This is a genomic window from Paraburkholderia sp. J76 (assembly GCF_905220295.1).
Taxonomy (GTDB): domain Bacteria; phylum Pseudomonadota; class Gammaproteobacteria; order Burkholderiales; family Burkholderiaceae; genus Paraburkholderia.
On sequence record NZ_CAJMZJ010000002.1, the window covers coordinates 634,821 to 660,566 of the forward strand.

20 protein-coding genes and 1 pseudogene are annotated in these 25,746 nt (G+C 68.3%); 7 read left to right on the plus strand and 14 right to left on the minus strand.

From position 1 onward, the window contains the following. Window positions 1–35: 35 nt before the first annotated feature. From U5768_RS06280 to U5768_RS06335, 12 genes and pseudogenes are all read right to left on the minus strand, one after another. A complete protein-coding gene (locus U5768_RS06280; protein WP_322029506.1) occupies window positions 36–1,001 on the minus strand; it encodes a chemotaxis protein in 966 nt (321 codons plus the stop codon). A gap of 149 nt (window positions 1,002–1,150) precedes the next feature. Beyond that, window positions 1,151–3,472 (minus strand): putative bifunctional diguanylate cyclase/phosphodiesterase, encoded by a 2,322-nt coding sequence (locus U5768_RS06285; RefSeq protein ID WP_322029507.1) that lies wholly within the window; start codon window positions 3,470–3,472, stop codon window positions 1,151–1,153. 300 nt (window positions 3,473–3,772) lie between these two features. Beyond that, a complete protein-coding gene (locus U5768_RS06290; protein ID WP_322029508.1) occupies window positions 3,773–4,066 on the minus strand; it encodes a hypothetical protein in 294 nt (97 codons plus the stop codon). Window positions 4,067–4,088: 22 nt separating this feature from the next. Further along, on the minus strand, window positions 4,089–4,583 hold the full coding sequence (locus U5768_RS06295; RefSeq protein WP_322029595.1) for a 3-hydroxylacyl-ACP dehydratase: 495 nt from the start codon (window positions 4,581–4,583) through the stop codon (window positions 4,089–4,091). Window positions 4,584–4,585: 2 nt separating this feature from the next. Next, window positions 4,586–5,458, minus strand: coding sequence for a beta-ketoacyl synthase chain length factor (locus U5768_RS06300; RefSeq protein ID WP_322029509.1), 873 nt, complete (start codon window positions 5,456–5,458; stop codon window positions 4,586–4,588). A 5-nt stretch (window positions 5,459–5,463) separates the two neighbouring features. After that, the gene (locus U5768_RS06305) at window positions 5,464–6,669 is read right to left on the minus strand and encodes a beta-ketoacyl-[acyl-carrier-protein] synthase family protein (RefSeq protein WP_322029510.1); all 1,206 of its coding nucleotides are present in this window, start codon (window positions 6,667–6,669) and stop codon (window positions 5,464–5,466) included. Next, a complete protein-coding gene (locus U5768_RS06310; RefSeq protein ID WP_322029511.1) occupies window positions 6,666–7,559 on the minus strand; it encodes a polysaccharide deacetylase family protein in 894 nt (297 codons plus the stop codon). Before U5768_RS06310 ends, U5768_RS06305 begins: the two co-directional genes overlap by 4 nt. After that, a complete protein-coding gene (locus U5768_RS06315; protein WP_322029512.1) occupies window positions 7,556–10,117 on the minus strand; it encodes an MMPL family transporter in 2,562 nt (853 codons plus the stop codon). Before U5768_RS06315 ends, U5768_RS06310 begins: the two co-directional genes overlap by 4 nt. Continuing rightward, window positions 10,117–10,779 (minus strand): outer membrane lipoprotein carrier protein LolA, encoded by a 663-nt coding sequence (locus U5768_RS06320; RefSeq protein WP_322029513.1) that lies wholly within the window; start codon window positions 10,777–10,779, stop codon window positions 10,117–10,119. The genes U5768_RS06315 and U5768_RS06320 overlap by 1 nt, the downstream gene beginning before the upstream one ends. 110 nt (window positions 10,780–10,889) lie before the next feature. Then, a pseudogene (locus tag U5768_RS06325) lies at window positions 10,890–11,849 on the minus strand (acyl-CoA synthetase); the annotation flags it as partial. After that, a complete protein-coding gene (locus U5768_RS06330; RefSeq protein ID WP_322029596.1) occupies window positions 11,846–13,597 on the minus strand; it encodes an AMP-binding protein in 1,752 nt (583 codons plus the stop codon). The gene U5768_RS06330 and the pseudogene U5768_RS06325, both read right to left, overlap by 4 nt. Before the next feature lie 68 nt (window positions 13,598–13,665). Further along, window positions 13,666–14,370: a hypothetical protein gene (locus tag U5768_RS06335; RefSeq protein WP_322029514.1), complete on the minus strand. Its 705-nt coding sequence runs from the start codon at window positions 14,368–14,370 to the stop codon at window positions 13,666–13,668. A gap of 528 nt (window positions 14,371–14,898) precedes the next feature. On the opposite strand from U5768_RS06335, the gene U5768_RS06340 reads away from it, so the two are divergent. The 3 genes from U5768_RS06340 to U5768_RS06350 all read left to right on the plus strand — a co-directional run bounded on the left by U5768_RS06340 (window position 14,899) and on the right by U5768_RS06350 (window position 16,916). Continuing rightward, a complete protein-coding gene (locus U5768_RS06340) occupies window positions 14,899–15,159 on the plus strand; it encodes a phosphopantetheine-binding protein (RefSeq protein WP_322029597.1) in 261 nt (86 codons plus the stop codon). Window positions 15,160–15,200: 41 nt separating this feature from the next. Further along, window positions 15,201–15,923, plus strand: a complete 723-nt coding sequence (gene fabG, locus U5768_RS06345) for a 3-oxoacyl-ACP reductase FabG (RefSeq protein WP_322029515.1) — start codon at window positions 15,201–15,203, stop codon at window positions 15,921–15,923. Window positions 15,924–16,157: 234 nt separating this feature from the next. Beyond that, window positions 16,158–16,916, plus strand: coding sequence for a glycosyltransferase family 2 protein (locus U5768_RS06350; RefSeq protein WP_415913863.1), 759 nt, complete (start codon window positions 16,158–16,160; stop codon window positions 16,914–16,916). Between the two features lie 55 nt (window positions 16,917–16,971). Here U5768_RS06350 and U5768_RS06355 read toward each other — a convergent pair whose 3' ends face one another. Beyond that, a complete protein-coding gene (locus U5768_RS06355; RefSeq protein ID WP_322029516.1) occupies window positions 16,972–20,550 on the minus strand; it encodes an indolepyruvate ferredoxin oxidoreductase family protein in 3,579 nt (1,192 codons plus the stop codon). Window positions 20,551–20,779: 229 nt separating this feature from the next. On the opposite strand from U5768_RS06355, the gene U5768_RS06360 reads away from it, so the two are divergent. The 4 genes from U5768_RS06360 to U5768_RS06375 all read left to right on the plus strand — a co-directional run bounded on the left by U5768_RS06360 (window position 20,780) and on the right by U5768_RS06375 (window position 25,215). Beyond that, entirely contained in the window at window positions 20,780–21,415 is a 636-nt protein-coding gene (locus U5768_RS06360; protein WP_322029517.1) for a hypothetical protein, read from the plus strand. A 290-nt stretch (window positions 21,416–21,705) separates the two neighbouring features. Then, window positions 21,706–22,863: an HPP family protein gene (locus U5768_RS06365; protein WP_322029518.1), complete on the plus strand. Its 1,158-nt coding sequence runs from the start codon at window positions 21,706–21,708 to the stop codon at window positions 22,861–22,863. Window positions 22,864–22,984: 121 nt separating this feature from the next. Continuing rightward, a complete protein-coding gene (locus U5768_RS06370) occupies window positions 22,985–23,398 on the plus strand; it encodes a MarR family winged helix-turn-helix transcriptional regulator (protein WP_322029519.1) in 414 nt (137 codons plus the stop codon). Window positions 23,399–23,403: 5 nt separating this feature from the next. Further along, window positions 23,404–25,215, plus strand: a complete 1,812-nt coding sequence (locus tag U5768_RS06375) for a chloride channel protein (protein ID WP_322029520.1) — start codon at window positions 23,404–23,406, stop codon at window positions 25,213–25,215. Window positions 25,216–25,231: 16 nt separating this feature from the next. Here the strand turns inward: U5768_RS06375 and U5768_RS06380 are convergent, their stop codons facing one another. Then, entirely contained in the window at window positions 25,232–25,639 is a 408-nt protein-coding gene (locus U5768_RS06380) for a DUF2000 domain-containing protein (protein ID WP_322029521.1), read from the minus strand. Between the last annotated feature and the right edge of the window lie 107 nt (window positions 25,640–25,746).

Genomic DNA, 25,746 nt, shown 5'->3' on the forward strand with positions numbered 1-25,746 from the left:
GGCGCGCCTCGATGCGCGACGATCCAATCGGCAAATCACGCGTAAACCGCCTTCCCGGCAAGCGCGCTGCGAATCGCCCCGGCGAGATCGCCCGCGGCGAATTTCGCCACGTAACCGCTCGCGCCCGCATTCTTCACGTGCGCTTCATTCGCGGTGCCCGTGAGCGACGAATGGATCACCACGGGAATGTCCACGGTGCGCGGGTCCGCCTTGATCTTGCGCGTGAGCGTAAAGCCGTCCATCTCCGGCATTTCAAGGTCGGTCAGCACAAGCGCGATGCGATCCTTAGCGCGCACGCCGTCGCGCTCCGCGCTCGTCGCAATCGCGTCAAGCTGCTTCCATGCTTCGAGGCCGGTCTTCGCCATCGTGTATTCCACGCCGAGCGCCTGGAGGCTCTGCCCGATCAGTTCTCGCGCGAAACCCGAGTCGTCGGCGGCCAGCACTTTCGCGCCGGGCGGAATCATCGCGGGCTCGCCCACGTCCTCCGCCACCACCGCGCCGTGCTGCGCCGGGAAAACGTCGCGCAGCACCTGCTCCACGTCCACCACCTGCACGAGCTTCTTGCTCTCGGGGTCGTTCTCGAGCCGCGCGATGCTCGTCACGCGGTTGCCCATCGTGACGTCGGCGGTCAACACCTGGCTCCATTCGAGCCGCACGATTTCATCGACGCTTTCGAGCGCGAAGCCCTGCGTGGAGCGCGCGAACTCGGTCACGAGCAGGATGTTCAGGCCCGTGGCCGGCTCGCAGCCCATGAGCCGCGGCAGGTCGATCACGGGCATCACCTGCCCGCGGATGTTCGCCGCGCCCAGCACGTAGGGCGACGACGCCGCGATCGGCGTGATCGCCGGCATGCTCAGGATTTCCCGCACCTTGAACACGTTGATGCCGAAGGCTTCGCCAACCTCGCTGCCCGGCGCCGCGCCGAGTCGGAAGAGCAATAGCTCGAACTGGTTCGTGCTCGTCAGGCGGGTCCGTTCGTCGATTGCGAAGCCGCTGTCCATGATTCTCTCGTGTCCTTTTCCTTTGGCGCGATGCGTGCAGCATCCGCTTCCTGCCTTCGTCTACGGCCTGGCGCGGGAAATCTTGAGCCTGCCGCTTTGCGCCCGATTTTCCCGGTCCTCCGGCCCGGCCGTGCCGAAACAAGGCCCGTTCACGCGCCCTCGCGCACGCGCCGGGCGGCATGCTCGCGCAGCAGCGTCGCGCACGCCTGCGCGCTCACCGGCCTGCCGAACAGATAGCCCTGCTGCCGCTCGCAGCGCAGCGAGCGCAGAAACGACGACTGTTCGGGCGTTTCCACGCCTTCCGCCGTCACGCGCATGCCGAGCGAATGCGCCATCGCCACGACGGCCTGCGTGATCGCCACCGAGTCGCGGTTGTCGGGCAGGCCCGCCACGAACGTGCGATCGACCTTGAGATGGTGCAGCGGAAAGCGCTTCAGGTACGAAAGCGACGAATAGCCGGTGCCGAAGTCGTCCACAGAAATGCGCACGCCAATGTCGTTGAGCGCATGCAGCAGCGGCAGCACGCTCTGGCTGTCGCTCATGAGAATGCCTTCGGTGATCTCCACTTCGAGCGCATCGGGCGCGAGGCCCGTGCGCGCAAGGCAGCCCTTCACCTGCTCGACCAGGCCGTCCGCGATCTGGCGCGGCGAAAAATTGACCGCCATGACGAAGTCGGGCGCGAACAGCCGCCGCCACTGCACGGCCTGGCGGCACGCGTGTTCGAGCACCCACTGGCCGATCGGGATGATCATGCCGGTGTCCTCGGCCACGGGAATGAACTCCGCCGGCGAAACCTGGCCGAGTTCCTCGCTTTCCCAGCGCAGCAGCGCCTCCGCGCCGATCATGCGGCCGCTTTCGCCGTGCACGATCGGCTGGTAGGCGAGCCGCAGTTCGCCCGAAGCAAGCGCGCGGCGCAACCCGCGCTCGATCTGGAAGCGGCGCTGCAAGCGCTGGCGCAACTCGGTCGTGAAGAACTGGAACTGGTTGGTGCCGCGCTGCTTGGCCGCGTACATGGCCGAGTCGGCGTTGCGCATGAGGGCGGCGGCGCTGCGGCCATCGTCGGGATACAGGCTGATGCCGATCGACGCGCCCAGGTAATACTCGTTGCCCGCCACCGCGAACGGCGCGGCAATCGCGCCGAGCACGCGCTGCGCGAGCGCGACGAGTTCGTCCACGTCGTCGTAGCGGCGCACCGCGATCACGAATTCGTCGCCGCCCACGCGCGCAAGCGTGTCCGCCTCGCTCACGCAGCCGGTGAGGCGCCGCCCCACGTCGCGCAGCAGCGAGTCGCCGGCCTCGTGGCCGCCCGTGTCGTTGACTTTCTTGAAGCCGTCGAGATCGACGAAGAGGAGCGCCGGCCGCGCTGCGCCGCTCGCGCCTTCGAGCAGCGCATGCATGCGCTCGGCGAGAAACGTGCGGTTGTAGAGGCCCGTGAGCGCGTCGCGCGTGGCGAGGTAGCGCAACTGCTGTTGCGCTTCGCGCACGGGCCCGATGTCCGTGAACGAAACCACCACGGAAATCGGCTCGCTTTCGCCGGGCCGGAAAATCGGCAGCACGTTCTCGCTCACCCACACGATCTCACCATCCGCGAGTTCGAGGCCGACCGTCTCGCCGAGCACGGGCTTACCCGTTTCGAGCGCCTGCATGCTCGGGCGTTTCGAGGTGGGCCGCGGCTTGCCGCTTTCGTCGAGCACGCGCGGAATCACCTTCATGATGCTCTGGCCGATGGCGTCCTCGGGCAGGCGCAGGATACGGCGCGCGCTGCGGTTGCAGGCGAGCACGGTGTCGTCGCGGGCCTGCATCACGATGCCTTCGTTGAGGTGGTCCACCACGAGGCGATGGTGTTCCTCGCTCTGCGCGAGCCGCTCGGCGATGGTCTGCTGGTTGAGCATGGCCGCGACGCTGCGCGCGATATCGCACAGCAGCGCCTCCTCGGCCGCCGTCGGGCGCCAGGGGCGGTTCCGGTACACGGCGAGCACGCCGAGCACGCCGCCGCCGTCGCCGTCGAGGGGCGTTGTCCAGACCGCGCGCAAGCCGCTGTCGAGCGCGATGCGGCGGTACTCGCCCCACTCGTGCGCACGCTCGAAATCGTCGACGCACACCGCGCGCCGCGCGAAGATCGCCGTGCCGGACGGGCTCGTGCCGGAACCGACGGGCGTGCGGTCGAAAGCGGCGTGATACCGCGCCGGCAACGACGGCGCGCTGGCGATGCGCAGGCGCCGCCCGTCGCCGTCCAGTTGCAGGATCGCGCAGTGCGCGCCGGCGCCCAGCAGCCGCTCGGCGCGGCAGCACACCTCCGCCAGCAGTTCGGGCAGCGGCATGCTGCGCGACAACAGGCGCAATACGCTGCGCTCCTGTGCGAGCGCCGCATCCGTTCCGTTCGCCGCCTCGCTCGATTCCTTTGACACCTCCGGCTGACCGCCCCGTAATCCCGCTGCGTCGAACGCTCCCGCCGCCTGGGAATGGACCATACCTTCTTCCCCTCTTGTTGCCGCGGTGCATGTCGTGCACGTAGCGCCCGTGGTCGGCTCGATCTCGTTGTGTGGTGCGCGGCGTTCCGTCCGCCCTCAGGCGAGCGACTGCGCCGCCCCTGCATTAACGGCAACGGCGGCGGTATCTTGAAGTGGGAAGTAGCGAGGCGCGGGGATCGGCGGCGAGCAGGGAGAACTAAGCGCGGATGGAAAGCCGCGCCGGGCGGCGATGCAGAGGTCGCGCGGCGGCACGCGCGAGGGTAAACGCCTGGGGCGTGCCGGCGCGCGGCGAAAAATGCCTTACGCCTGGCTCTTTTCGCTGCTATCCGCGCTGCCGTCCTTGTGGAACACGCGCTTCGTCGCGCGTTTGGTGGCCTCGTAGCCTTCGCGCGACGCATGCGCGATGCCGTGGCCCACGGTCCTCGCCGCGTTCGCGGTGGCGTGGCCGAAGTCGCGCGCGGCGTGGCCGGTTTTCGCGGCGGCTTCCTTCGAATCGTGCTTGATGTCCTCTTTCACTTCGTGAACGTCGGCGTGCGCCATCGTGCTGGCCATGCCCAGCACGAGCGCGGCGAGTATGAACCGCCTGGATTTCATTGTCGGGCTCCCTTTTGTGTTGTCATCGAACGACCGCGGACGCGTCGAGCATGACCGCCGCGCGCCCCGTCAGCAGCACGCGGCCCTCGCCGCGCACCGTAAAATCATAGAGGACCGTGTTGCCGCCGCCGCTCACGCGTTCGGCTTCGATGACGAGCGGCGCCGCGATCGTGTCGAGGCGCTCGACATGCGCCTGCACGTTGCGCACGCTCGCAAGAAAACCCGCGCGCGGGCGGGCCGCCGCTGCGCCATCCATCGCGCCCAGCAACGCGCCATGCACCGCCATCGCCTGCGCCGCGTACTCCACGCCGCAGACCGCCGCGAGGCGTTCGCGCGAGCGCAGCGGGTTCTGCGGATCGCGATGACTTGCCGCCGTGCAGCGAATACGCGTTTCGTCCCACGCCTGCACGCCGTCGAGCAGGCACATCGCGCCGCTGTGCGGTATGCGGGCCGCGATCCATGCGCGGTCGATCGTTCCGATCGTCTCCATGAGCGAGCCCGGCACGACGGCTTGCATCGTCATGCGCCCTCTCCCAACGCGCCCGCGGGCGTCACGTCGATCTGCATGCGCAACTCCGGCAAATAGTCGATGACCACGCGTGCCGGTTTTGCGGGTTCTGCCGGTTTTGCCGGTTGGCCCGATTGGCTCGCTTGGCCCGCCTGGTTCATGCACGCGAGCGCTTCGAGCAACGGCAGCGCACGCGCGGCGGGATTATTCGTGCGCAGCGCTTCCAGTTCGGGCGAAGCGAGCGGTGTCGCGAACGCTTCAGTGAGCGTCACGTCGAGCCGCGCGAGCGTCGCCGCGCCCGCCTGCGGCGCGAGCACGAGCGCGACGCCGAATGCATCGGCCACGGGACGCAGCGTGTGCAGCGGCTCGGGATAATCGGCGTCGTAGGCGATCAGCAACGTGGGCACGCCATCCACGGCCACCTGGCACGCGCTTTCGAGCAAACCCGCCGCGAAGCTGCCGTCGTGCGCGCACAGCACGTTCGACGTCGCCTGGTCACGCGTGGCGATGCTCCAGTAACCTGCGGGCGCGTTATGCACCGAGTTGTGAAAACGCGTGGGCGATAGCAGGCGGTCGTCGCTGGCCAGGGCGTCGCAAATAATGTGGCAGTTCTGACCATCTCCGCCCGAGGCCGCGAACACGGCGGCCAGCGTCGCGGCGTCCCGCCCGCTTGCCGCAACGGCTTCGTGACCCACGGCGAGCGCGATCTTGACGACGGCTCCTGTGCGCCGCCGCTCCGCCGCCGGCAAGCCCTCGGGCGGCGGCAAAACGGTGCGCGCGCTCGCGTATGGCGCGCGCGCCGCAAGCACGTCCGCCGACTGCGGCCAGTTGGCGAGCCCCGGGCCAATCACGCCGACGCTTTCAATGAATGCGGAAAGTTTCATGACGCTCATCCGTGATGTGCGCGGTCCGCGCGGCCGAACAACAGGCTGCAGTTCGTGCCGCCGAAACCGAAGGAATTGCTGAGCGCGGCGCCGACTCGCGCCTCGCGGCTCTCCAGCACGTAGTCGAGGCCGAGCGCGGTGTCGGGCTCCTTGGTGTTGACTCCCGCGGGAATGAAGCGGTGGCGCAGCGCGAGCGCCGAGATCACCGCTTCGAGCGCGCCCGCCGCGCCGAGCGTGTGGCCCGTCGCGCCCTTGGTCGAACTGCACGGCGTGCGCTCGAACAAGGTGTTGATGGCGCGGCTTTCGGCGGCGTCGTTGCTCGGCGTGGCCGTGCCGTGCAGATTGATGTAGCCGACGTCGCCCGGCGACACGCCCCCGGTCGAAAGCGCCTGCGCCATCGCGGCGCGCGCGCCGAGCCCTTCGGGATGCGGCGACGACATATGATGCGCGTCGCTCGATTCGCCTACGCCGAGCAGCAGGATGGCGTCGTCGTCCAGCGTGTCGGGCGCGCGCTCCAGGAACGCGAACGCCGCGGCCTCGCCTATCGAGATGCCGTTGCGGTTTACGTCGAACGGGCGGCACGGATCGCGCGAAAGCAGTTCGAGCGAATTGAAGCCGTACAGCGTCGTTAAGCATAACGAATCAACGCCGCCCACCACCGCTGCGTCGATCAGCCCCGCCTCGATCATCCGGCGCGCCGAGCCGAACACCTTCGCGCCCGACGAACAGGCCGAGGAAATCGACGTGGCCGGACCGCGCAGGCCGAAGTACGCGCGCACGAACGAGGCCAGTGCGAACGGGTTGTGCGTTTGCGCGTAATGGAAGCCCGGCCTGAGCGCACCGCTTTCCAGATCGCGTTGACGGTAAGCGTTTTCGGTTTCCAGAATGCCCGAGGTGCTGGTGCCGGCGAACACGCCCACGCGGTTCGCGCCGTAACGCGCAATGGCGGCCCGAACGTGCTCGGCGAAGCCATCCTGCGTGAAGCCGATTTGCGCGAGACGGTGATTGCGGCACGTGTAGTCCGCGAGATCGGCGCGCAAGGTCTCGCTCTCCAGACCGGCCACCGCGCCGATCCACGTGTCGAGGTCCGCGCGCGGGAAGTCGCAGCGCGCGAGGCCGCCGCGTTTGCCGCGCAGGGCGTCTAGCGTCGCGTCGAGGCCGCGCCCGAGGCAACTGGTAGCGGTGAAGTGCGAAAGAATGAGTGGTTTCACGTCAGTCGTTCCGTTTGCGCTGCGGTGGAATCAGGGCGTCCGGTTTCGCCGTCGAGGCACGCGCGCAGCGTGGTCCACTGCAACCTGCGCCCGGCTGCGCAGCGCAGGAGCGGCGGCAGCACGTCGAGCACGAGCGGCTTGCCGCTCGCGTCGCGCGCTGCGTGACCGTCGTGCACGAGCAGGATGTCGCGGGCAGCGAGGCCGTCGAGCAGGCGGTGCGTGACCGTGGCGGCGTCTTGCGCGCGCGTGTCGAAGCCGCGCCGCGTCCAGCTTGCGAGGTGCAGGCCGAGGCCGCACAGCGCCGGCTCCAGGAACGGGTTGCGCAGGCCCGCCGGAGCGCGGAAAAAGCGTGGCGGCGTACCCGCGATGTCGGTGAGCGTGCGCTGCGCCGCCTCGATCTCGCGCTTCATCGCGTGCGGTCCCAGGAGAGAAAACGTATGCCGATGGCGCTGGCTATGGTTCTCGACGGCATGGCCGCGCGCCACCATCGCTTCGATCAGATGCGGGTAGCGTTGCGCCCGTTCGCCGATGCAGAAGAACGTTGCGCGCGCATCGAAACGATCGAGCCAGTCGAGCACGCGTGGCGTGACTTCGGGGTCCGGACCGTCGTCGATGGTGAGCGCGATGCGCTGCCCCGCGCGTTCGGGAAGGCGCGTCCAGTTCGGGCCGAGCAACGCGCTGCGCGGCCACAGGCCCGCGACGGTGAGCGCGATATGCGAGGCTGCCACGCTGCCCGCAGCCCACGGCCACGCGTGCGGCTGCGCGACCACAGCGGCCAGCGCACCCGCGTGCAACGCCGCCGCGCCGCACACGAACGGCGACGGCTTCCAGCGGCGCGCCTGGGCGGGTAAAGGCATCGCACGCGCGGGAGTCAGCGAAGCGGAGTTCATGCGCGGCCTCCGTGCGGGCCGCTCATATGCGCGCGTTCCGTGCGCGGGCGAGCGGCCTCGCGCGCTTCGGCGGTATCGGCGGCTACGTGCGCCTCCTCGCTGCTGCGCGCGAGCGGCGGCGCGAGAATCGCCGCGAACACGAGCGCGAGCATCGCGCCGGGGCCGACAGTCAGCCCGAACGTTTCGAGCAGCGGCACATGAGAGAGCGCGAGCAGACCGAAGCCCGCCACTGTCGCGAGATTGGCCACGAGCAGCGAGACGAGCGTGCGCGGCGTGACGCCCGCTTCGTCGTCGCGCTTGCAGAAGAACAACGCATAGTTCGAACCCACCGCGACGATGAGCAGCATGCCGACCAGGTGCAGGATGGTGAGCGACACGCCCGCCAGCGCGAATCCCGCCGCCACGACGAGCACTGCCGCGACGAGCGGCGCGAGCGCGCGCGCCGCGCGCGAAAACGAGCGCAGCGCGAGCGTGAGCAGCACGACGATGGCGACGAAGCCCGCGAGCGAAAGGCGGATGTCTTCGTGCACGTAGTCGACATACATGCGGTCGGCTTCGGCCTTCATGTCGACGAAGAGCGCGCCCGGCACGTTCGCATGCGCGACGGCGTCGCTCACGGAGCCTGCATTGAGGCTCGGCGCGTTCACGGCCTGCGTGGTCTGCGCGCCCTCCGGATGAGGCGGCGCGCGCAAGGCGAGCATGGCGTTCCACTGGCCGTCGCGCTGGGTCAGGAGCGCATCCACGGCGAGCGCCATCGACGTGCCCTTGAGGTCCGCGCGCGTGACGAGCGGCGCGTTGCGCGCCGCCTCGACGTCGGCGAGGAACGGGGCGAAGGCGTCGGGCCTCACGTCCACCGGCTGGTTTCTGATCGCTTCTTGCAGGCGCGCCGCGAGCACGTCCCTCGCGGGCAGGCTCGCGCGGCGCGCTCGCTGCGTGGCGTCGCTCGGCAGGTAACGCGCGGGGCTTTCGAAGCCGCCCAGCACGCCGCGATCGACGAGCGGCTGCAACTGCGCGCCGACCTTCTCCGCGCCTTCGAGCGCGGCCTGCTCGCTCGCGGCGGGAACCACCACGAGATAGCGCACGTCGGGGGCGCCCACGTCCGCGCGCAGGCGCGTGTCGAGCGCCTGGCTCGCGGCCGGCACGGGGCTCAACGCAGCAAGCTCGTGGCTCCAGAGATCGTCGCGATGCAGCCAGAGCGACGCCAGCGCAGCAAGCACCAGCGCCGCGAGAGGCCAGCGCAGACGCGGCGCCGCGTTAGCAAGCCGCGCGAGCCCCGCGCCGATGCGCGAAACGTCGCGAATCGCCACTGCGCCGCCGCAGAGTTGCGGCAGCACGAAGCGCGTGACGAGCGCGGCGCTCACGAGGCCCGCGATCGAATAGAGTCCGAGTTGCACGAGGCCCGGAAAGCCCGAAAACAACATCGTCGCGAAGCCGCATACGGAGGTGAGGACGCCCAGGCGAATGGTCGGCCAGTAGGCGGCGAGCCATGCGCGCATCGTGTCGCGGCCGTGCGCAACGCCACGTGGCGCGCCCTGCGACGACTGCACGAACAGATAGATCGAGTAATCCACGGCCTCGCCCATCAGCGTCGTACCGAAGCCGAGCGTCAGGCCGTGCACCGTGCCGAACACGAGCGAAACCGTGGCAATGCCCGCCGCCACGCCGGAGAGCACCGGAAGGAGTCCGAGCGCCAGCGTCCGCGGCGAGCGGTACAGCGTGAGCAGCAGCGCGACGATCAGCACGAGGCTCAAGGTGGAGAGACGTTCCACGTCGTGACGGATGGCGTCGCGCGTGGCGACCCCGAACACACCGGGGCCCGTCATCGATACCTGGTACGCCGAAGCATTGGGCAACGTGCGCGTGGCGGCAGCGAAGGCCGCTCGCACGGCGTCGATGGCGCGGGCCTGGGCGTCGGTGTCGGAGCCGGCGGCGGCGGTCTGCGCGACCAGCACGGCGCGCCGGCCGTCGCGCGACGCCCACACGCCGCCGCGGGTTTCGGGCTGCGCCGCGCTGTCGAGCTGGCCGAGCATCGCCGCGACCTCGCCCGTCGGGTCGCGCGGCAGCAGGTCCTTGGCGACCAGTCCCGCCGATGACGTAAGCAGATCCAGGCTTTCGCCCAGCGCTTCGTGCAGCCCGTGTTCCGTGAAGCGCTGCGGCGTGACGTCGGGGCTCAGCACGTAGCGATGCGCGAACATGAACTGCTCGTCGCGCGCGTCGCTCTCGCCCGAGCCGTTGTGGATGGCGGCGAATTGCGGGTCGGCGCGCAAGGTCGCCGCCACGCGGCGCGAGAGTTCGGCGCGCGTGCTTTCGTAGCCGCCGTCGATGCCAACGAGAATGAGCCGCGAAGCCAGGCCGTCGCGCAGTTGATCGACCAGCACCTGCTGCGTCGGGCTCGGCGAGCGCGGCAGGAACGCCGAGAGATCGGCGGTGAAATTCGCGCGGCCTATGGTTACCGCGCAGGCGATGAGGCACAGCAGCCACACGGCGACGGCGCGGCGCTGCACGAGCGCGAAAAACCACCGCGCACGCGCGAGAAGCGGATGTGCGCGCGCTCTCATCAGTTCGCGTCCGCGGAAAGGGCGTGCAGCCGCATCACCGAATGATCGCCGTCGGCCTGCTGGATCGCGACGCTGCGCATGGCGTCGCGCGTGCCGTCTATCGTGATCGTGCTCACCACCTTGCGCATGCGCGAGTCGAGCGGCGTGAGCGTGAGCGTCCAGTCGTCGCCCTGACCCGCGAGCGCGACCTTGTACACCTGCTCCAGCGCGAAGCGGTTGCCCGCGAGCGTGGCCCGGATGCTCTCGATGAACGCGCCCAGTTCCGGATAGCGCGCGAGCGCCAGCGTGTATTTGTGGCTCTCGCGCTGCACGGTCAGCATGTCGCCGTCCACCACGAGGTGCTCGGGCTTCGGGTTCTGCGTGATCTTTTCCAGATGATCGGGCGCGACGAACACCAGTTCTCCTGACGATTCCACGGGCTGCGCGGCAATCGAGAGGTATTTCGTCTCGGTGAAACTCGCGCGGCCGGACTTGCGCTGCGCGAGCGTGGACATCAGGCGGTCGAGCGTCCAGGCGGGTTGCGTGGATTCGGCGGCCTGCGCCTGCACGACCGTGACGCCAGGCAAGCCCGCCGTCACGATGAGCCCGGCAATGAAAGCGGCGCTCGCCAGCGCACGCAGGCGGCGCGCGCGCAACGTTGTGATACGGCGGATCGCGCTCATGCTTCGTTCACCTCGCGCACGGGTAGTTCGGCGTGCGGGCGCGTTTCGCGGCGGCGCGCCGGAGCGGGCGCGCGGGGCGCCGCGCTTGCAATCGGTGATGCCACCGGTGTTGCCACCGCCGTTGCCGCCGCCGTTGCCGTTACCTCGGCATTCGCGTCCTGCGCGCCGCCCTGCCAGAAGTCGTAGTAGTTGAACCAGTTGTACGGCGCCATGCGGCAATAGCGGTCGAGCAGCGTGACGTAGCGCGCGAGCGCCGCGTCGATGGCGCGCCGGCGTGCCTCGCGCGGTACGTCGGTGAAGTCCGCCAGCGTTTCGAAGTGGACATCGTAGCGATTGCCGCCGCGATAGAGGCCGGTCATGAAGAGCACGGGGCGCTTGAGCATTGCCGCCATGTAGAGCGGCCCGAGCGGGAACGCCGCCGGCTGTCCGAGAAACGCCATGCGCCGCATGGTGGCCGCGTCGTCGGCGAGCAGCGTGCGGTCCGCGAGCATGCCGACCATGCAGTTCTGGTCGAGACGGTCGTGCACCTTCATCATCGAGCCGACCTCACCGAGCCCGATCACTTCGGGCTTCGCCGCGGGATTCACGGCGGCGAGCGCCGCGTTGATCTTCTGCGCGTTTTGTTCGTACATCGTCACCACCACGCGCAGGTCGGGCCGCGTGCGGCCGAGCGCGCGCACGATCTCGAAGCTGCCGAGGTGCGCGCCCATCAGGAACACGCCGCGCCCCCTGGCGAGCGTTTCGTCCACGAGCTTATGGCCGTGCGGGCGGATGTCGAACATGTCGAACCGTCCGTTCGCCAGATAGATGCGGTCGTGGATCGTCGAAGCGAACGTGAACACGTGGCGGTAGACGTCGCGCCAGCGCGCCGGGCGCCCCAGCACGCGGCGCAGATAATCGCGCGAGGCCACGCACGCGCGCGGCGAAAACAGCACGAAATACAGCGCGATCAAACGCAGCAGCGCGCGGCCCGCGCGGCGGCCCATGCGCAGCGAGAGCCACGTCATGATGCGCAGGAGCAGCGTGTTGCTGCGCTCCTGCTGGCTCGCCCAGTCGGTGCGCTTCGTCATGGCCGCGCTCCGGTTGGCTTGCCGGCCATGCTGCCCGTTGCCTCGCTGAGCACGCCGCTCGCGACATCGCGCGCCCCCGAGCGCAGCGTGAAGCGGATCGCGCCGCTCGCCGCCGCGTCCCAGGCAAGATCGAGCGTTTCGCCGGGCGCGGCGGGGCTCAGGAATTTAGCGGTACTGAGCTTCCACGTAGCGAACGGCCGGTTCAGCGCGGCGCCGATCGCGTCGATCGCGTGATCGAGCAGCACGACGCCAGGCACGATCGGGTGGCCCGGAAAATGGCCCGGCAACGCGGGATGATCGGCGGGAATCGAGAACGAGAGCATGGACGCTTGCGCGCCCGTTTCCTTCATTGCCGCCGCCGCGCCGCCGCCGCGCACGTGTCGCGCGACGAATGCCGCAAGCACGTCGTGCGGCAGCTTGCCGGTGTCGTTGCGAGGCAGCGCATCGACGAACACGAGCGGACGCGGCAGGAATGCCCCGTCGATGCGCTCGCGCAACGCGCGCTGCAAATCGCCTGAACCAAGCGTAGGCGCCACCACGAGCGCGACGAGGCGCTGCACGACGTCGTGGCCCGTGTGCGCATCGTGTTCGAGATGCGCGGGCATGAAGAAGACGCCGTCCTCGACACCCGGAATCGCGTTGAGCTGATGATTGAGGTAAGCGAGCGAAGTCCGCTTGCCCGCGATGTTGACGAGGTCCGCCTTGCGCCCGTGCAGCAGGAAACGCTGCGCGTCGAGCCGTTCGATGGCGTCGCCCATCGGCACCGGCTCTTCCACGTGGCCGCCCGAAACCCACATCGTCGGGCCTTCGCCGTCCTGCGCCGCGCTCTCGCGCGCTTCGAAACGGACTTTCGGGAACAGTTGCCACGTCGCGCCCTTCGCGGTGCGGCGCGTCGCGATCTGGCCGGTTTCGGTGCTGCCGTAGATTTCGACGAGCGGCGCCTTCAGGCGCGCTTCTGCTTCGAGCGCGAGCTTTTCCGAAAGCGGCGCGGTGGCGGAGAGCACCAGTTCGGCCGGCGGCAGCGCGTGGCCCGTGGCGAGCAGCGCGCGCAGATGAATGGGCGAGGTCACGAGCACGCGCGGATGCGGCACCGCCTCGAGTTCGGCGCGGATATCGACGGGATAAAACGGCAGCCGGTTGCTGAACGCGAAACCGCCGATCAGCGCGAGCAGCACCGTCACCTCGAAACCGTACATGTGCTGCGGCGGCACGGTGCCGACAATCGTGCAGTCGTGCGCGTCGAGCAAACCGAGGCGCTCGGCCGATGCGCGCACGCCCGTCACCAGCATGCCCCACGTCTTGCCGTGCGGCACCGGCGCGCCGGTGGAGCCCGACGTGAACACATAGGCCATGATGCGCGAGGCATCGATCCGCGGGACGACGAACGGCGCGTCGGCGGGGGCTTTTTGCTGCGCTTCCGGATACGCGAAACGCGGCAGGTCGATCGCGCAGCCGGGCGCGTCGTGCAGGCAGAACGCGTCGGGCGCGAATGAGGCGAGCTGGCGCACCGTTTCCGGCGTCTGCGTGGAGGGCAGCAGGCTGATGCGGCCGGACACGAGCGCCGCGCACAGGCCGACGGTAAAACGGTAGCGGTCGCGGCACACGTTGAACACGTGGCCGCCCGCCGGCAGCGCCGCGGCCACGCGCGCGACATCGGCGAGGAAAGCGCGCACCGTGACGGGCGCGCCGTCGCGCCAGGCAATGACCTGGTCGGGCGACGTATGAAAAACGAGCGGATGAGTCTGCATAACTTCAGTCGATACGAATTCCTGTGTTTTTCCCTGCTTCGGCTCGGGCTGGCGGGCGGCTTCCATGATCAGGAATGCTCCGCGCGGGCGTGGGCCGTGTACTGCCTGGTTCGCGGCGCTGTTTGCCGCGCCGTGTGCCGCGTTGATTGCCGATAAGCGCGAATCGCGTCGAGCATGCCGGCCTGACGCTCGCCCGGCAGCACGAAGCGCCGGCACGCGTGCTCTGCGGCGAACATGACCGCCACGAGCGGCAACGCCAGATAGTTGGCGAACGTCGACCACGCGACGATCGGTGCAAACGCGAACATCAGCGTCGAAACGCAGGCAATCGCGATAAAAAAGAGCGTCCACGCGAGCGTGATCCGGCGCGTGTAGCGCGCGACGGCCGGCGCGAGCGTGCCGCCGTGGATCGTCGTCGCGAACTGCGTGCAAAGCGGCACGCGCCCCGCCGCGAGCGTGCGCCCGAACAGCAGCGCCATGGCGAGGTTGAAGCTCGCATGCTCCACGTACAGTCCCCATTCGAAGTGCAAAGCAAGCGGCGTGCGCATGCACCACAGCCCCAGCGCGACGAGCATCCAGAGCAGCAGCAGCCACGCGCGGCGCGGCGAGCGCGCGGCGGCGGCGAGCGCGATCACGAGCGGGGGCACCAGCGCCATGGCAAGGCCGAAGCCGTGTGCGCCCGGCGTCGCCACCGCGTAGTGCGCGCCGATTTGCCAGGCGGCCACCGTTGCCACGCCAGACGCCGCGCGTACCGCTGCGCCCAGCGCGCTCATCGGGCGCCTCCGCACGGGCGCGCGCCGCCCCGCCGTGCGCTCGGCGCGGGCGGGCGAAAGGCCCCGGTTCGATCCGGGACGTATGGGCTGAGCGGACAAGGCATCGGGCGAATAAAGCCGTAAGTCAATCGTAGGGTGTAGCAAGGTGCAGCAAGCGGCCCAGAATCTTCATAAGAATTGCAAGTATCGGGCCGGTTTTTTGCAACGCTGGTCTGGCACGCACATTTTAAGATTGGCGGGATGCTATCACCCGCCCTGCCAGGACCCCGTTTGTAACTGAATGTTCGGAATCGCGCCAGGCAAGGCTTTTGTCCGATAGAGAGAGCCCCGAAGCCGCGCAAGCGTCTCGCGCGTTCCGGTGGAGGAAATGCGCGCCGCCGCGCACCGACCCTCTGTAACCCTTTCGCCCCGGAGTCCCGTATACGCGCCGATACCCTTCCCTTAGAATCCTGGTAACTTTTACATCAAACGAACCTTAAAAACGGGCGGCCGACGCTACGGACCGCACGCCCGGAGAGCCCACGCATGATGAACGAACTGGAACAAGAACTCGCCACGCAGATCGTGAAAGAGCTGAATCTGGAAGATGTTTCGCTCGACGATGTGAGCGCGGACACCCCGCTCTACGGCGAAGGCTTCGGGCTCGACTCGATCGACATTCTTGAAATTGCGCTGCTGATCTCGAAGAAGTACGGCTTCGAGCTGCGTTCCGACAATCCGGAAAACGAAAAGATCTTCGCGACGCTCGGCACGCTGGCCGCCTACGTCGCGGCGCACCGCGTGCGGTAACGTCATTGCCGGCGCCAGCCAGGATCGATGGAGAAAAACGCATGCGCGCACTCGTGACCGGCGGCAGCGGCGCACTCGGGCAGGCCATCAGCGTTGCGCTCGCGCAGGCGGGCCACGAGGTCTGGGTGCACGCGAACCGGCGTCTGGTGGAGGCCGAGGCCGTCGCGCAGGGCATCGTCGCGGCAGGCGGCAACGCGCACGCCATCGCCTTCGACGTGACCGACGCCGACGCGACCGAAGCCGCGCTCGCCCGCCTAGTTGCAGACGAAGACGCGCCCGTGCAGATCCTGGTGAACAACGCGGGCATTCACGACGACGCGCCGCTGGCAGGCATGACGCGCGAGCAATGGCGCCGCGTGATCGACGTCTCGCTCAACGGCTTTTTCAACGTGACGCAGCCGCTGCTCATGCCGATGATCCGCACGCGCCGCGGGCGCATCGTCAACATCGCCTCGTTCGCGGGCGTGATGGGCAATCGCGGTCAGGCGAACTACGCGGCCGCGAAAGCCGGGCTGATCGGCGCGACGAAATCGCTCGCGCTGGAACTGGCCTCGCGCGGCATCACCGTGAACGCCGTGGCGCCCGGCATCATCGCGTCGCCCATGGCGGAGCATGCGTTTCCCGCCGAGCGCATCAAGCAGCTCGTGCCCGCGCAGCGCGCCGGCCAGCCCGCCGAAGTCGCGGGCATGGTGGCGTATCTGGTGTCCGACGCGGCCGCCTACGTGACGGGGCAAGTGCTCTCGATCAACGGCGGCCTGGCCTGAACACGCGGCGCGTTTTGCGCTGCTGCATCCTCTGAGGAAATACGAGTGTCTGTGCAACCCTTCGACGCAAAGCGGCAGTCGCGCTCCGCCCCCGGCATTGGCGCGGGCGCCGAAGCATCCGGTTACGAAGTCCCCGCGCGCGAGACGCCCGACGGGCGTCACGGCGGTTATGCGCGCGCAGCGGCGCGGCCTGAAATTTTTTCCCGATCGCGCGCCGCGGAGGCGTCCGCTGCCATCTCCACGCCTTCTTCGACGCATCTCGTCCTGATCCCGAGCTACAACCCGGGCGCCAAGCTCGAAGAAACCGTGCGCGGCGCGCGTGCGCAGTGGAACCCAGTGTGGGTGGTGGTGGACGGCAGCACGGACGGTAGCGCCGCGCGCCTGCAGGCCATGGCCAACGACGACCCCGGCCTGCACGTCATCGTGTTGCCCGCCAACCGGGGCAAAGGCGGCGCGGTGCTTGCGGGGCTCGAAGCCGCCGCGGCGCGCGGCTTTACGCACGTGCTGACGATGGACTCCGACGGCCAGCATCCCGCCGCGCTGATCCCCGAATTCATGGCGGCCTCGCAGGCGGCGACCGACGCCATGGTGCTCGGCATGCCAAAGTTCGACGCGAGCGCGCCCCAACTGCGCGTGCAGGGACGGCGCCTCTCGAACCTTTTCGCCGACGTCGAAACGCTGTGGGCGGGCATCGGCGATTCGCTTTACGGCTTTCGCGTCTACCCGATCGCGCCGCTCAAGGCGATCATGCACCGCCAGCCATGGATGCGCCGCTTCGACTTCGATCCCGAAGCGGCCGTGCGCCTGTGCTGGGCCGGCGTGCGGCCGATCCAGATCGAAGCGCCGGTGCGCTACTTCGGCGCTCATGAGGGCGGCGTGTCGCACTTCAACTACGTGCGCGACAACCTGCTGCTCGCGAGCATGCATCTGCGGCTCGTGAGCGGGTTCGCGCTGCGCCTGCCGAGATTGATCGGCAAGCGCTTGTTGCCCTGAGCGCTTCTCAGGCCGCTTCTCGGGCCGCTTCTCGGGCCGCTTCTCAGCCCGCTTCTCAGGCCGTTGCGCGTTGCGCGGCGGGCGCGCGGTAGCTGGCCAGCAAGCGCTCCTTCTTTTTCTCCGTCGCGGCGAGATTGCGCGCCTTCACGTGGCCGAAGCCGCGAATCTCGTCGGGCAGCGCCGCAAGCTCCAGCGCGGCCGGCAGGCGTTGCGCGTCGAGGCTCGCGCAGAATTCGTCGACCAGCGCCACGTATTGCGCAATCGAGCGGCGCTCGTCGCGACGCTCTCCCGTCTTGCCGAACACGTCGAACGCCGTGCCGCGCAACCCCTTCATGCGGGCGAGCATGCGCATCATCGGCAGCACCCACGGACCGAAGCGGCGCTTCACGAGATGCCCGTGCTCGTCGCGCTTCGCGACGAGCGGCGGCGCGAGCCAGAAGTTCAGCGTGTAGTCGCGGCCCGGCTCGCCTTCGAACTGCTCGCGCAGCTTCTGCAGATACGCGGGGTCGGCATAAAGACGCGCGACCTCGTATTCGTCCTTGTACGCCATCAGCTTCGCGAGATTCACGGCAACGGCGCGCGTGAGCGGCAGCGTAGCGCCGCCGCCAAGTTCGGTCTCCTTCACGCGGATGCGATCGACCACGCGGCGATATTGCTGCGCATACGCGGCGTTCTGATACGCCGTGAGCAATGCCTCGCGCGCGGCGATCACCTTGTCGAGCGACTCGGGCATCTGCAGAACGATAGCCTGCGGCTGCGCCGGCGATTTCACGAGCGCGCGCACGGCGGCCTCGCCATGATGCGCGACGTAACGCCCCCAGTCGAACGCCTGCTGATTCTTCTCCACGGCCACCGCGTTGAGTTCGATCGCGCGCCGCAAATGCGCGAGTTCCAGCGGCAGCCAGCCCTTTTGCCACGCATAGCCCAGCAGCAGTGGATTGCTGTAGATCGTGTCGCCGAGCAAGGCGAGCGCGAGCGCATTGGCGTCGACGAATGCGCAGCCATCGCCGATGCTCGCGCGCAGTTCGGCCTCGGTTTGCGCGCCCGGGAACGTCCACTTAGGATTCTTGACGAATTCCGCCGTAGGCGTCGCGCCGCTGTTGATCGCCGCCATGGTGACGCCATGCTGCGTGCGCGAAAGCACGTCGCCCGAGGCGGAGACGATCGCATCGCAGCCGATCACAAGGCGCGCTTCGCCCGTGGCGATGCGCGTGGCGTGCAACGCAGCGGGAGACGCCGCCACCTGCACGTGGCTCAGCACCGCGCCGCCCTTTTGCGCGAGCCCGGCCATGTCGAGCACGGTCACGCCGTTGCCCGCCAGATGCGCGGCCATGCCGATCAGCCCGCCGATGGTCACGACACCCGTACCGCCCACTCCCGTCACGAGAATGCCATAAGGCTTCGCGAGCGCCGGGAGCATAGGCACGGGCAACGCGTTGAAATCGATCGATGCGGCGCTCGACGCATTCGCCGCGCGCGGCTTGCGCAACTGCGCGCCCTCGGCCGTCACGAAGCTCGGGCAAAAGCCCTTCACGCACGAGAAGTCCTTGTTGCACGACGACTGGTTGATCTTGCGCTTCGTGCCGAGCGGCGTGGCGAGCGGCTCGACGGAAAGGCAGTTCGACTGCACCGAGCAGTCGCCGCAGCCTTCGCACACGGCGTCGTTGATGAACGCGCGGCGCGCCGGGTCCGGGTATGCCCCGCGCTTGCGGCGGCGGCGCTTTTCGGTCGCGCAGGTCTGGTCGTAGATCAGCACGGTGGTGCCGGCGGTGTCGCGCAACGTGCGCTGCACGCTATCGAGCTGGTCGCGATGATGAACATCGACGCCTGCGGGCAACACGATATTGGCATCGTATTTTTCCGGCTCGTCTGTCACGATGACAATACGTTTCGCCCCTTCGGCATGGACCTGATGCGCGATCTGCGGCACGGTGAGCACGCCGTCCACGGGCTGGCCGCCCGTCATCGCCACGGCGTCGTTGTAGAGAATCTTGTACGTGATGCTGGCGTTCGATGCGATGGCCGCGCGAATCGCCAGCAGTCCTGAGTGAAAGTATGTGCCGTCGCCGAGATTCACGAATACGTGCTTGTCGCCCGAAAAATGCATCTGGCCGAGCCACGCCACGCCTTCGCCGCCCATCTGGCTGAACGTTTCGGTCTTGCGGTCCATCCACATCGACATGTAGTGGCAGCCAATGCCCGCTAGCGCGCGCGAGCCTTCGGGCACATTCGTCGACGTGTTGTGCGGACAGCCCGAGCAGAACCACGGCTTGCGCTCGACGCTCACGCGCGGCTTCGCCGCCTCGCGCTCCTTCGCCTCGATGGTCGCCACGCGCGCGAGCATGCGCGCGCGTACTTCCCCGGGCACGTCGGCGCGCGCGAGACGGCGCGCAATGGCCTTCGCGATCAGCGCGGGCGAAAGTTCGTAGTGCGCGGGCAGCAGCCAGTTGCCGCGCGGCACCGACCATTCGCCGCCCTCGTTGTCGCGCTCGTCGAATTTGCCGTAGATCTTCGGGCGCACGTCCTCGCGCCAGTTGTATAGCTCTTCCTTGAGCGCGTATTCGAGAATCTGGCGCTTCTCCTCCACCACGAGAATCTCTTCGAGTCCGGTGGCGAATGAACGCGCGTCCTGCGCGTCGAGCGGCCATACGCAGCCCACCTTGAGCACGCGCACGCCGATCCGCGCACAGGTTTCATCGTCGAGGCCGAGGTCGGTGAGCGCCTGGCGCACGTCGAGATACGCCTTGCCCGCGGTCATGATGCCAAAGCGCGCGCGCGGCGAATCGATCACCACGCGGTTCAGGCGATTCGCGCGCACGTAGGCGAGCGCGGCGTACCACTTCTCGTCGAGCAGACGCGCTTCCTGGGCAAGCGGCGTGTCGGGCCAGCGGATGTTGAGGCCGCCTTCTGGCATCGTGTAGTCGGCGGGCGTGACGATTTCCACGCGATCCGGGTCGAGGTCGATCGACGCCGTCGATTCGATCACGTCGGTCACGCATTTCATGGCGACCCACAGGCCCGAGTATCGGCTCATGGCCCAGCCGTGCAGTCCGTAGTCGAGATATTCCTGCACGTTCGCGGGATAGAGCACGGGAATGCCGGCTGCGATGAGCGCGTGCTCGGATTGGTGCGCCACCGAGGACGACTTCGCCGCGTGGTCGTCGCCCGCGAGCACGAGCACGCCGCCGCGCGCGTCGCTGCCGGCCGAATTAGCGTGCTTGAACACGTCGCCGGTGCGGTCGACGCCCGGGCCCTTGCCGTACCACATGCCGAACACGCCGTCGCGCTGCGCGCCGGGCCAGAGATTGATCTGCTGCGTGCCCCATACGGCCGTGGCGGCGAGATCTTCGTTCACGCCGGGCTGGAACACGATGTCATGCGCGTGAAGATGCTTCTTCGCTTTCCATAGCGACTGGTCGAGCGCGCCGAGCGGCGAACCGCGATAGCCGGAAACGAAGCCTGCGGTGTTCAAGCCGGCCTCGCGGTCGCGCGCCTTTTGCAGCATGGGCAGACGCACGAGCGCCTGCGTGCCGCTGATGTACACGCGGCCTTTTTCCAGCGTGTATTTGTCGTCGAGCGAAACGGATGCGGCTAGCGCTGCGGCTTCTACGGCGGCGTGGTCTGGGGCGTTCATGGGGGCTGTCTCCGCAATCGGTACTTCATGGGTACGTTTTCCGGGCGAGTATAGGAAGCCGAAATGCCATCGTAAAATCACAAATTGGAAAGGCTGGTATGCGGAAAACGGATAGCCTGGCGCGGATGAAACCGTACGTGGAACCGCGTTTCCCGAGCCGCTCTCTCAAGCCCTTTGGGCATTTGCCGTTAACACACGGGACCAACCACAACCCGCCCCGGAGTCCCGCTTGAACGCGAAACCACGCGCTCTGCCATCTGCATTTGTCCTGTTCGCAACCCTGGCCGGAACCGCGCTGATCAGCGGCTGCGTCAGCAGCGCGCGCGTTGCCACGGCACCCGCGCGCCCCACGGTCGTCGTCGCCGCACCACCGCCCCCGCCGCCTGTCGTCGTCGCGCAACCCGTTTATGTGCCGCAGCCGTACGACGCGTACGTTTCGGTCGTGCCCGACCGCGACGTGGTCTACGCCGGCGGCAGCACGTATATCTGGATCGTCGGACCGGACGGCCATCGCCAGCGCCGCTACTATGGCCGCGGCGACCTGCGCGGCGAAATCCTGCACCGCCGCGCGGAACTGCGCGTGGTGATGGCACACAACGAAGGCCATCTGCCGATGCAACACGCGCGCATGCCCGAGCCCCAGCGCGTGCGCGCGACGATGCCGCCGCGCGGCGCGCCGCAGCATGGTTACCGGCCGCAGCCGGGCGGCCGTCCGCCGGTTCATGCCGCTCAGCATCGGCCGCCGCCCGCGCCGAACCGTAACCAGAACGCGAACGCCAACGCTGGGCATCACCGTCACCCCGATGGCCACCCCAACGCCGCGCCTGCGCCGCGCTTTGCGGGCCAGCCGCCGCACGCGGGCTAATACCGGCTTCCGCTTCAGTTCCGCTTTTCAGTACGTACGCGAGCGCAATAAAAGCGCCGCCGCCCTTCATGGCGCGGCGGCGCTCCCATCTTTTGCCTCACCTTCCGCCCCCGCTGGGCGGCTGCCGTTACATCCCCAGATTTCCCGCCTTCACCGCATCCGCGCGGTACATCACCGCCGCGACCAAGTGTCGCGATATATATCACATTGCGATACAATCTCGTTTCTTCGGGCGGCGCGCAGCCGTCTGCGTTCGCAATCCGTTCCAGATCAGCAAACCGTTCCGAATCGTGTCGCGCTTCAAAGTCCTTCGCTGGCTCACCCGCTTCGCCCCGTCCCGGGTCACCATCACGTGGCGCGAACGTCTGCGTTCGGGCGGCGGCGCGCTGGTCGGCATCGCGCTCACGGGCGCGCTGGCGCACCGGCTGCCTGGCGGCGACCCGAGCATCCCGTACCTGATCGCGCCCATGGGCGCCTCCGCCGTGCTGCTCTTCGGCGTGCCCGCCAGCCCGCTCGCGCAGCCCTGGTCGATCATCGGCGGCAACCTCGTTTCCGCCACCGTGGGCGTGACGGCCGCGATGTGGATCGCCGACCCCGTGCCGGCCGCCGCCGTGGCCATTGCCGTGGCCGTCGTCGCGATGTTCACGCTGCGCTGCGTGCATCCGCCTTCGGGCGCGGTCGCGCTCACCGCAGTACTGGGCGGTCCGGCCGTGCATGCGCTCGGTTATGAGTTCGTGTTCGTGCCCGTCGCGCTGCAGTCGGTCCTGCTGCTCGGCGGCGCGCTCGTGTATCACGCCGCCACGGGGCATCGCTACCCGCACGCCGCGCGGCGCCCTAAGGCACCCGGCCCCGCGCCCGCGCAAGCCGGTTTCACCCGCGCCGACCTCGAAGCGGTGCTGCGCGATCGCGACGAAATGCTCGACATCGACACCGACGACCTCGAAGCCGTGCTCCTGGACGCCGAGATCCGCGCGTACGCACGCAGCTTCGGCGAGCTGACCTGCGCGGACGTCATGTCGGCCAACGTGGTGAGCATCACGCCCACGACGACCGTTGGCGAAGCGCGCTCGCTGCTCAAGCGACACGACGTGAAGGCGCTGCCCGTGGTCGACGCGCATTGCCGGGTGAAGGGCATCGTCACGCGCGCCGACCTCGCCGGCGACGGGCGCGAGCGGCACCCGCTGCGCCTCGTGCTTGATGCGATCGCGCGCCTGTTCCGGCCGCACGCCGAATCCGGCCAGAGCGTCGGCACGCTGATGACCACGCAGGTGCTGAGCGTCGCGAACACGACGCCGATCGTCGAACTCGTACGTATTTTCGCGGGCCGCGGGCACCATCACGTGCCGGTGGTCGATCACGAAAACCGGCTCGCCGGCATCATCACGCAGGCCGATCTGATCTCGGGGCTCTATCACCAGGCGAGGACGCCGCAGCAGGCTTCGGCCTGAGCGGGTTTGCGCTCGGCGTCGCGCCGGTACACCTGGGCGCGATGCTGATGTGACGGGCGTTTGCGAGGATAAATATCATGTCGTGATATATTAGGAGACTGAAACGTTCCATGGACTCCCAATGAAAAAAAGCACGCGCGATCTCGACAAGGCCGACTTCGAACAACTCTCCGAATTTCGCTATCAGATGCGCCGTTTCGAGCGTTTCTCGGAGCAGGCCGCGCAGGCCGAGGGCATTACGCCGCTGCAATACCTGCTGCTGCTGCATGTGAAGGGCTACCCGGGCCGCACGTGGGCGACCATTGGCGAGCTGGCCGAGCGTTTGCAGGCGCAGCATCACGGCGTGGTTGCGCTCGTCTCGCGCTGCGAGGCGATCGAACTCGTCGAACGCTGCGTGAGCGAGCGCGACCGCCGCCAGGTGGAAGTGCATCTGCTCCCCGCCGGCGAAAAGCTGCTCGCGCGCCTGGCCGAACTGCATCGCGCCGAGTTGAAGTCGCTCGACGGCGCATTCACCGTTCCGCATATCGATCTTTAAAGACCATGCATTCCGACGATTCCCACAAGCGCGACTTTTCGGCGAACGCACGCCTGCCCGGCATCAGCGCGCTGGCCGCCGTGATCGGCGCACTGGCCACGCTCGCGGCGTTCGTGCTGCTGAGCCTGATCCACTGGTTCACGAACCTGTTCTTCTTCGGCCAGTTCTCGTTCGCCGACCGCTCGCCCGCGCTCAACACGCTGGGGCCGTGGGTCATCGTCGTGCCCGTGATCGGCGGGCTGATCGTCGGAATGATGGCGCGCTTCGGCTCCGAGAAGATTCGCGGCCATGGCATTCCCGAAGCCATCGAAGCCATTCTGTTCGGCAAGAGCAGGATGTCGCCGAAAGTGGCCATCCTGAAGCCGCTTTCGTCGGGCATCGTGATCGGCAGCGGCGGACCGTTCGGCGCGGAAGGCCCGATCATCATGACGGGCGGCGCGCTCGGCTCGCTGCTGGCGCAGTGCGTGCGCGTGACCTCCGCCGAGCGCAAGACGCTGCTCGTGGCGGGCGCCGCCGCGGGCATGACGGCCGTGTTCGGCACGCCGGTCGCGGCCGTGCTGCTGGCTGTGGAACTGCTGCTGTTCGAATGGCGCCCGCGCAGCTTCCTGCCCGTCGCGCTTGCCTGCGCGGTGGCCGGCTTCGCGCGCTCCGTGTTCTTCGGCACGGCGCCGCTCTTCCCCATGCAGACGCTGCCGCCGCATGCCGTGGCGCTGTTCTCCTGCATCGTCGCCGGGTTGCTCGCGGGCGCGCTCGCGTCGGGGCTTTCGGCGGCGCTCTACAAGGTCGAGGACCTGTTCGGCCATCTGCCGCTGCACTGGTCGTGGTGGCCCGCGCTCGGCGGGCTCGTGGTGGGCATTGGCGGCTTTATCGAGCCGCGCGCGCTCGGCGTGGGCTACGACGTGATCGGCGATCTGCTGCATCAGCACATCGTTCTTCAGGCCGCCATTGCGATCCTCGTGGTGAAAGCCGTGATCTGGGTCGTGGCGCTCGGCTCCGGCACGTCGGGCGGCGTGCTCGCGCCGCTGCTCATGCTCGGCGCGGGGCTCGGCTCCGTACTGAGCCACGTGCTGCCCGGCAGCGACCCGGCGCTGTGGCCGCTCGTATGCATGGCGGCGACGCTTGGCGCCACGCTCGGCGCGCCGCTCACGGCCATCGTGTTCGCGTTCGGCCTCACGCACGACACCAATGCGCTGCTGCCGCTCCTCACGGCCACGCTGGTCGCGCATGGCTTCGCGACGGTCGTCATGAAGCGCTCGATCATGACCGAGAAGATCGCGCGCCGCGGCTATCACATCTATCGCGAATACGGCGTGGATCCGCTAGAGCGTCATTACGTAGATGAAGTGATGACGCGCCATGTCGATACGATCGACGCGAACGTCACCGTGCGCGAAGCGCTCGAGCACTACTTCGGCTCGACGCAGCAGCGCCGCGCATACCCGGTGCTGCGCGAGGGCGCGGTGCTCGGCGTGGTGGATCGCGCGATGCTCGACGCCGTGCGCGCGAGCGCCGCGACCGACGATCTCGACACGCCGCTCGCTTCGTTGCTCGCGCAACGTTCTCCCGACATGGCGCTGCCCGCCGAAACCTGCCGCCAGATCGCCACGCGTCTCGCGATTCACGGGCTCGAACGTCTGCCCGTGGTGGCCGATCGCGAATCGCGTCGGCTCGTGGGCATCGTTTCGCGCAGCGACCTCGTCAAGCTCTCGCTCTCGCACTTCGAGGAGGAGCACAAGAAGGAGCGCTTCCGCCGCATTCCCATGGGCAGCAGCAAGAATGGCAAGCGGCGCTTTCCGCCGGTGCGCAAGGCTGGGTGACGAAAACGGCGCGCGTTTACGGATGCAGCACCAAGCCCTTCACGGCTTTGTCCACGGCGTTCTTTGGCCCGTATAGCGCGACGCCGACCAGATCGGGATTTTCCGGGTCTTCGGCGCGAAACACCTCGCGGTTGGCTGCGTCGTGCCCCGTCGAAAACATCGCGCGCACGTACGGCACGATCGTCAGTTCGCGCGACACGCCGCGCCGCAGCGCGGCCTGCAGACCCTCGCCGTGCGCGCCGTAGATCATCATCGGCTGGCCCAGCATCCTGCCGTAGCGCTGCCCGCGCGCGTCTTCGTAAGGCTCGCCCAGCGCTTCGGGCGCCGCCGCCGCAATGCCCGTTGCGAGAAACGCGGTCACATTGAGCTTCTGCCAGACCGCCAGATCGTCCCGCACGACCAGCGCCACTTTCGTATCGAACATGCTTGTTGCCTCCTTTTTCGAGGCGCTCATGGTGCGCGAGACGAGCCTGCGTGTCTGGAACGTTTGTGCGCGGGGGTGCCGTGAGCATCTCCCAGAAAACCGTTCCG